Source organism: Bacillus sp. JJ722, from assembly GCF_036963345.1.
GTDB lineage: Bacteria > Bacillota > Bacilli > Bacillales > DSM-1321 > Bacillus_AD.
In genome coordinates this window covers 1-4,664 of record NZ_JBALMO010000109.1, presented here as the reverse complement: position 1 = coordinate 4,664, position 4,664 = coordinate 1, and the positions used below count along the sequence as shown (strand labels likewise).

Genomic DNA, 4,664 nt, shown 5'->3' with positions numbered 1-4,664 from the left:
TTTGATAATGATTTTGTTATCTTTTCAGAAAGAGGTGATAATCATTAACAATAAAGATTTTTTTCAAAAACTTGTTTTATTTACAACTTCTGTCCATCATATTACACAAGAATTAACAAAAAAGGCAAAATCGGATGACTTAACACCAGTGCAATTTGGCATTCTTAGATATATTTATGTGAGTCAGCCAGTTACCATTAGTCAAATTAGTGAATGCCAATGTATATCCATGCCAAATACAAGTCGTGAGCTAAAAAAATTAATTGATAAAAAATTAATCAATAAACTTGAAGATACAGAAGATCGAAGAAAACAATATATTCATCTCTCAAAAGATGGTGAACATATGATGAAAGAAGCTTTTAAACTCATAGAGGCGGATTTCCTGCATCGAATTAAAGATGTTTCAACAGAGGAATTAGAAGAGATTGAATATGCAATGGATTTACTTCAAACAAAAATGTTTTATTGAATGCACAAACAAAAACCAGCCCAGTTTCTAAATTAGAATTCGGGCTGGTTTTTACAATTACACTTTTTGTCGGAATCATGAATATATTTCCAAACACGAACCTACCCTACAGTGATATAGGTCAATATGAATAGCTTCTTCTAGACCATAACATCTAAACATACACTTTATTTCCGCGGAAATATGAAACAATAAAATGAAAAGAGCATAGCCTATAGTCAGCCATGCTCCTTAAAATCATGATGATATTCTTTGTTCAGAAAGGGTGTCCTTATTATGCAATCGACCTTGCTGTGGCTTCATTATAACTAAAACAAAAACTATTAATACGAAGAAGCTAGAAATTTGGAAAATCGTTGCGATTTCCATAAATGTTGCTAGTAAACCGAAAACGAGACCACTTAAGCCAATACCAAGATCAATACTTGAGAAACTCATTCCATTTGCAATACCGCGACGGCGTGGTGGTGTAATGAAAAGTGCCCAAGACTGTAAGGTAGGAAGAATGGAACCATAGCCCATTCCAAACAATGCCCCAGCAATAGCAATATGAAGGCTATTATATGAAAGAGATAACATCCAAAGTCCGGCGAACGTAAGAAGCGAACATACTAAAACAATGCTCCGCGGTCCTTTTAGATCGAACAACTTTCCTGTAATAGGACGAGCAACAGTTGCAAAAATAGCATTTACTAAATAGAAAAGAAAAATATTTTCAATACCTCTTTCATTACCAAATATAACGATGAATGACACGATTGAACCATAACCAAAAGCAACCAAAAACGTTAAAAATGCTGGAAACAGACTAGATTTTTCAATTAAAGAAGCGCTATAAGAGAACTTCAATTCTTCTTTCTTCACATTGGCAACTGATTCAGGCGTTTGATATTTGACAATCGCAAGAAGTACAACGGCGATAAACCCTAAAAGCCCCGACACATAAATCAAAATATCAAACGATGCTTTTTCAAATAACACGAGACCTAAGCTTGGTGCAATAATCATCCCAAGCGTAATTGATAAACCGTAATAACCCGTTCCTTCTCCAATTCGAGAAGTTGGAATCAAATCAACTGAAGCCGTGCCATTCGCAGTAGTTGACCATCCCCAAGCAATTCCGTGAACTAGACGAAATGCAAGTAAAACGAAAATAATATTCGTCAAAGGATATAAAAAGGTCATACATAATAAACCGAGTGCACCAATTAGAACTAGCATTTTTCGCGTTTTATATTCTAGCATGAAGCCAATAAAAGGGCGAATGACAATAGCTCCTATGGAAAAAAGAGCTGTCATCAAACCGATTTCAAAGCCTGATGCACCAATTGACTTTATATATGGCGGCAATGTTGGAATCAACATTTGAAAACTCATAAAAGTAAATAAGTTCCCTAATATAAGCAACACATATGATTTTGTCCAAAGTCTTTCCTTTTGTATCAAAATAACATCTCCTAATCTATGAAAAGCATAACACTACAATTATTTCGTATTACTAAATATATCATAATGAAATAACAAATGAAACGTTAAAAACCTGTCGAAATTACACGATGGAAAATCCTTGAAAGAAATCCTCAGATAATCTAGTATTTTACACAGAGTAATGTAACCGCTTGCATATTTTTCGACACCCTATGAGTCATTACCTTTTAAAATGATTAGGGAGGTACAAGTATGACACAAGCAATATTAGAAGTGCGTCAAGAATTACAAGAATTTCTAAAAGGCCCAAAGAAACTGTATATTAATGGAAAATTCATAGAAAGTGTCTCACAAAAAACATTTACAACACCAAATCCAGCAACAGGAGAAGTATTAGCTCAAGTATACGAAGCAGATGCAGCTGATATTGACGCTGCAGTTAAAGCTGCCAGAGCCGCCTTTGATCATGGAAAATGGTCCAAAATAAGTGCATCAGAAAGAAGCCGTTTAATGCATAAGTTGGCTGATTTAATGGAAGCACATAAAGAAAACCTCGCTCAACTAGAAACTCTTGATAATGGTAAACCTATTAGAGAAACAACGTACGCTGATGTTCCACTAGCTATTGAACATTTAAGATATTATGCTGGTTGGTCTACAAAGATTGTAGGTCAAACAATTCCTGTTAGCGGACCATACTTCAACTATACAAGACATGAAGCTGTTGGAGTAGTTGGTCAAATCATTCCTTGGAATTTCCCACTTCTAATGGCGATGTGGAAGCTAGGAGCTGCGCTTGCAACAGGTTGTACAATTGTATTGAAACCAGCAGAACAAACCCCTTTAACAGCACTATACTTAGCTGAACTTATTGAAGAAGCGGGGTTCCCACCTGGAGTAATCAATATCGTTCCAGGTTTTGGTGCAACAGCAGGCCAAGCACTTGTTGATCACCCACAAGTAGATAAAATTGCTTTCACTGGTTCTACACGAGTCGGCAAATCCATTATGGAATCTGCTGCAAAATCATTAAAACGTGTAACGCTTGAACTAGGTGGAAAATCTCCAAATATTATTTTAGAAGATGCGAATCTAGCAAATGCCATCCCTGGTGCTTTAAATGGTGTCATGTTTAACCAAGGTCAAGTATGCTGCGCAGGATCTCGCGTATTTATTCAGAAAAAATTATATGATAATGTTGTGGCTGATATGGTTTCTCATGTTAAGAGCATCAAACAAGGCGCAGGGTTAGACCCTTCTACACAAATTGGTCCTCTTGTTTCTAACGTTCAACAAAATCGTGTAATGGGTTATATTGAAAAAGGAATTGACGAGGGTGCAGAATTACTTGTTGGTGGTTCTAAACCTACAGAAAATGGTTATTTTGTCACACCAACTATTTTCAGTGCGGTAAGAGACGAAATGACAATTGCTCAAGAAGAAATCTTCGGTCCAGTTATCGCAGCTATGCCATTCAATGATTTAGATGAAATTATTGAGCGTGCGAATGCTACTCCATACGGTTTAGCAGCTGGTTTATGGACTGAAAATATTTCCAATTCACATTATTTAGCGAATAAGCTCCGTGCCGGAACAGTATGGGTAAACTGCTACAATGCCTTTGATGCTGCTTCTCCATTCGGTGGCTACAAACAGTCAGGAATTGGAAGAGAAATGGGATCATATGCTTTAAACAATTACTCTGAAGTTAAGAGTGTTTGGATAAAAATGTAACAAAAAGAGCCTAGATTATATAGATAATCCAGGCTCTTTCTTCCACTTATTCCTTATTTTCCGATAAATAAAGCACATTCCGCTTGCAGCGATTGTCCTGCTTCTAAATGGATTACACCTTTATTATCCGTAAAAGTCCCAGGACCAGCCATCCATGGCTCTAAACAAACGTAATCTGTAGAGCGTTCAGACCATAATACCCCATATAAAAAATGCTCACTATAGCTTAAGCAAATGGTGTGATTTTCAAATCTAATACTTGAAGTTGCCTCAGATAAATCAAGGAATGCTTTCGTATCCGCAATGTTTAATCCCTCAACAGCCTGTTCTCTTTCTTTCACTTTTCCATCTTCGTAATCTAAATAATGAGTTGAAGGAATATCATAAGAAGCTTTTTGATGATTGCCTAAAAAATACGGATGAAAACCAGCATAGAAAGGCATCGCACGACTTGATAAGTTTTCATATGTTTGGTAAATAGATAACTTGCCATCTTTCAACTCATATGTAAATAATAATCGGAAAGAGAATGGATATAGCATTCTAGTTTCCTCATCATCCTCTAAGCGCAGGGTTACTTTGATTGCTTCCTCCGTCGTTTCTGTTGAATCTATTGTCCAAGCTTTATTACGTGCAAAGCCATGTTGTTTTAATGAGTATGTTTTTCCATCTATTATGTATTCATTATTAGGTAGTGGACCACAAATTGGGAATAGAATTGGGTTACCACCACGGATGTTTTTCGTGCCATCTCGGAAAGTTTCTTCCTGTAAGTAGAAAACTTCTTCGCCTTCTAGAGTAAGTTGAATTAAAATACCACCTCTTTCAGGACAAAGAATCGCTTTTGAATTACTTTTTGCTTCAGTCATTATTATACAATCGAAGCCTAAAAATTGCTGTTGCTCAATCATGTTGCTTTATTCCTCCTTAAATGATTTCCTATTAATTGTTATTATACATTAAACAAAATATATTCACTCGTAAATCTTACGAAATAAAAAGAGGCCACCATAAAAGTGATTATAAATCA

General features: G+C 35.8%; 4 protein-coding genes. 2 read left to right on the top strand and 2 right to left on the bottom strand.

From position 1 onward, the window contains the following. A partial coding sequence (locus tag V7014_RS14450) for a MarR family winged helix-turn-helix transcriptional regulator (RefSeq protein ID WP_335508140.1) occupies window positions 1-472 on the top strand: 472 nt, incomplete at its 5' end. A gap of 237 nt (window positions 473-709) precedes the next feature. On the opposite strand, the gene V7014_RS14445 is transcribed toward V7014_RS14450, so the two are convergent. Beyond that, the gene (locus V7014_RS14445) at window positions 710-1,918 is read right to left on the bottom strand and encodes an MFS transporter (protein WP_335508139.1); all 1,209 of its coding nucleotides are present in this window, start codon (window positions 1,916-1,918) and stop codon (window positions 710-712) included. A 234-nt stretch (window positions 1,919-2,152) separates the two neighbouring features. Here V7014_RS14445 and V7014_RS14440 point away from each other — a divergent pair, with 234 nt between their 5' ends. Next, window positions 2,153-3,634 carry an aldehyde dehydrogenase family protein gene (locus V7014_RS14440; protein WP_335508138.1) on the top strand — a complete coding sequence of 494 codons (1,482 nt, stop codon included), beginning with the start codon at window positions 2,153-2,155 and terminating at the stop codon, window positions 3,632-3,634. A gap of 53 nt (window positions 3,635-3,687) precedes the next feature. Here the strand turns inward: V7014_RS14440 and V7014_RS14435 are convergent, their stop codons facing one another. Then, the gene (locus V7014_RS14435) at window positions 3,688-4,545 is read right to left on the bottom strand and encodes an aldose epimerase (protein WP_335508137.1); all 858 of its coding nucleotides are present in this window, start codon (window positions 4,543-4,545) and stop codon (window positions 3,688-3,690) included. Window positions 4,546-4,664: the final 119 nt, after the last annotated feature.

Excerpts from the sequence above, each read along its gene's own strand:
- V7014_RS14435 (WP_335508137.1), bottom strand. The coding sequence starts at position 4,545 with ATGATTGAGCAACAGCAATTTTTAGGCTTCGATTGTATAATAATGACT.
- V7014_RS14440 (WP_335508138.1), top strand. The coding sequence starts at position 2,153 with ATGACACAAGCAATATTAGAAGTGCGTCAAGAATTACAAGAATTTCTA.